The organism is Arthrobacter sp. 2YAF22_2, assembly GCF_052114645.1.
Taxonomy (GTDB): domain Bacteria; phylum Actinomycetota; class Actinomycetes; order Actinomycetales; family Micrococcaceae; genus Arthrobacter.
In genome coordinates, this window is record NZ_JBFRFD010000441.1 from 1 (window position 1) to 3,125 (window position 3,125).

At 71.2% G+C, this 3,125-nt stretch carries 3 protein-coding genes; 1 reads left to right on the forward strand and 2 read right to left on the reverse strand.

Features of this window, described 5'->3' with window-relative positions:
* Window positions 1–912 (reverse strand): alcohol dehydrogenase catalytic domain-containing protein (locus AB4Y86_RS15495; protein ID WP_441403083.1); only part of this gene is annotated, 912 nt, incomplete at its 3' end.
* 82 nt (window positions 913–994) lie between these two features.
* Window positions 995–2,461 carry an amidase gene (locus tag AB4Y86_RS15500; protein ID WP_441403084.1) on the reverse strand — a complete coding sequence of 489 codons (1,467 nt, stop codon included), beginning with the start codon at window positions 2,459–2,461 and terminating at the stop codon, window positions 995–997.
* A 283-nt stretch (window positions 2,462–2,744) separates the two neighbouring features.
* On the opposite strand from AB4Y86_RS15500, the gene AB4Y86_RS15505 reads away from it, so the two are divergent.
* On the forward strand, window positions 2,745–3,071 hold the full coding sequence (locus tag AB4Y86_RS15505) for a rhodanese-like domain-containing protein (protein WP_441403085.1): 327 nt from the start codon (window positions 2,745–2,747) through the stop codon (window positions 3,069–3,071).
* Window positions 3,072–3,125 lie beyond the last annotated feature (54 nt).

Below are 3,125 nucleotides of genomic sequence, written 5' to 3' on the forward strand. Positions count from 1 at the left end.
CGCCTCCGCCGTGATGGTCAGCGGGGAGAGCTGGGCGCGGGAGTCGGGAGAGGGCAGTCCGGCCGTGATCGTCGTGCCGCCGACGTCGGTGGCGGCGAAAGCGGCTTCGAAGGCGCGGGCGCTGCCGGCGCATTCGACGACGAACTTGGCTTTGATGCCTTGTTCCGCCAACTGCTGCGGGGTGTATGTCTCGTGGGCGCCGAGCCGGCGGGCGTGTTCCAGCTTCTCGGCCAGGGTGTCGACGGCCACGATCCGGGAGATGCCTTGGGAGACTGCGGTAATCAGGGCGGCCATGCCGACGCCGCCAAGCCCGACGATCATGATGCTGTCCTCGGGCCGGGGTTTCGCGGCATTCAATACCGCTCCGCCGCCGGTAAGCACCGCGCAGCCGAGGACCGCCGCGATATCCGCCGGGATGTCGTCGTCGACCGGCACCGCGGAGGCCCGGTCCACGACGGCGTGGCTGGCGAAACCCGAGACGCCGAGGTGGTGGTAGATGTTTTCGGCACCGCGCCTCAGGTGCATCGAACCGTGCAACAGGGTGCCCTCGCCGTTGCTCTTCGAGCCCGCGGTGCAAGGGAGCCGCCCGCCGGCGGCGCAGTTGGCGCATTGCTCGCAGCGCGGCAGGAAAGACATGACCACCCGCTGGCCGGGCTTCAGGTCGGTGACGTCGGCGCCGACCTCCGCGACCCGTCCGGCGGCTTCGTGGCCCAGCAGCATCGGCACCGGACGCACCCGGTTCCCGTCCACGACGCTGAGGTCCGAGTGGCAGATGCCGGCGGCCTCAAGGCGGACGAGGATTTCCGTCGGGCCGGGGCCGGAGAGTTCCAGCTCGGTGATGCTGATCGGCCTTGACTCCGCAAAGGGGCGGGGCCGGCCGATCTCCTCGAGCACTGCACCGGTGATCTTCATTGATCCGTCTCCTGTCGTGTACCGCGTTGGCACCAGTAAACCCCAGCCGGGGCCGGCCCGGGAAATCCCTGCGGCAGGTCGCCTAGAATCCGAGCTGCGTGGCCACTTGGAGCAGCAGCGCCTCGGAACCCATCGGGCCTACGAGTTGGATGCCCATCGGCAAGCCGGCACCCGGTGACCCGCCGGTCCAATGCACCGGAATGCTGATCGCGGGCAGCCCGCAGACGTTCACCAGGGAGGACCACGGGGCGAACTCGCACTGCTTGCGGTAATCGTCGTCGGCGTCTGCTGACCACTCGGCGGCGGGCCAATAGCCATCCCCGTGGACGGCGCCGGTGAACCAGCCCACCGGTCGCGGCGTCTGTGCCAGGGTGGGGCTCAGGATCAGGTCCCAGGCCGCGTACTGGGCCAGCGTGTCCCGCCGGAACTGCCGCAGGAACTCCAGGGATTCGTTCAGCTTTGCGGCGCTGCGTTGCTGGGCGCGCCGCCGGAAGGTCCGGGTCAGCGGCGTCAGGAGGGCCTCGCGCTGCGGGGCGATGCGGGCACTGCCGACGCCGGCGGTCCAGGCCGTGGTGAACGCGCCGGGGTAGCGGTTGTCGTAGCGGATGGCGGCCTCGCCGGTCTCGTGTCCGGCCGCCTCCAGCAGCCTGATGCCCGCGTCGAGGGCGTCGAGGGCGGCGGCCTCCGGCCTGAACGGGAAGGCCGACTGCCACGGGCTGTCCAGGCTGACGCCGATCCGCAGCGTGGGCGGGTCCTGGGCGGCCACCCGCAGGTAGCCGCCCTGCTTGGCGGGAAGGTGTCCGGACGGCGGAGGCGGGACCAGCGCGTCGAGCAGCAGTGCGGCGTCCGCGGCCGAACGGGCCAGCGGGCCGGCAACCACCAGCCCGGCGGAGTCGCCGGTGCTTTCCCCGGCTGGGACCAGGCCGCGGCCCGGCTTGAGACCCACCAGGCCGCAGGCCGCGGCGGGAATGCGGATGGAACCGCCGCCGTCGGACCCCGGAGCAAAGGGAAGCAGCCGGGCGGCGACGGCGGCAGCGCTGCCGCCCGACGAGCCCCCGGAGCTTCGGCTCAGCGCGTATGGATTGCGGGCTGGCGGGGCGATCCGGTTCTCGCTGTAGGCAGTGAGTCCGAATTCCGGGACCTGCGTCTTGCCCAGCGAAACGACGCCGGCGCTCCTCAGCGCGGCGGCGAGGGCGCCGTCGGCCGGGGCGGGCTTGTGCTCGAGGGCGGCGCTGCCGTGGGTGGTGACCACGCCGGCGATGTCGGTCAGGTCCTTGAAGGCGACCGGCATGCCGTGCAGCAAGGGAAGGTCGCCGCCTTCGGTGCCGCCGGCGCGGGCTGGGTGGGCGGTTGCGCGGGCGTGGCGGCTGTCCGCGGCGTCGGCCTCCCTGAGGGCCTGCTCGCCGGTGACCGTGATGAAGGCGCCCAGGTGCCGGTTCTCGGTCGCAATGCGGTCCAGGAAGTGCGCCGCAGCCTGGCGTGCGGAGAGCTCACCGGTGCGCAGCGCGTCGCGGAGTGCGACCGCTGACAAGTCGTGGATTTCAGCCAAGGACGTGCAGCCCCCGGGTGCGGCGGCAGCTCTCGGTTCCCCGCCCGGGGGGACATGCCCAGTCTTTGTGCCCGGGGTTGGGCATGGTGGCGGTCTGCGCACTCGTAGCGGCTGGGGGAGGACATGTCCCGCGGCGGCGGGGCCGAGGGGTCGGAATCGCGGGGCGTGCTGCCATGGGTCTCCTTTGCGCTCTCCAGAAGCGTAACCTGCCGCTTGCTGGTGGGTGCGCCCGGCCGCTGGCGATACGCTGGTGGCAGACCTGATCTATGCGGAGAGGACGACCATGAGCCACATCGACACCGTGACCGTTTCCGAGATTCCCGAAGCGGCGCGGCTTCTGGACGTGCGGGAGGACTACGAGTGGGCCGCGGGCCACGCCGAGCGGGCCGTGCACATCCCCCTCGACCAGCTCCCGACCCGGCTCGACGAACTGGACCCAGACGAAGACCTCTACGTCATCTGCCGCACCGGCGGGCGCTCCTTCCGCGCCGCCCAATGGCTGGTCGGCCACGGCTACTCCGCGTTGAATGTCGCCGGCGGCATGGACCAGTGGCTTGAAAACGGCCTCCCGCTCGTCTCCGAYAGCGGGCTCAAGCCCGTCATCCTGTAAGCGAAGGACCACGCTATGCCCGCGTCACCTGTCACCTATACCTTCCTCGGTCCG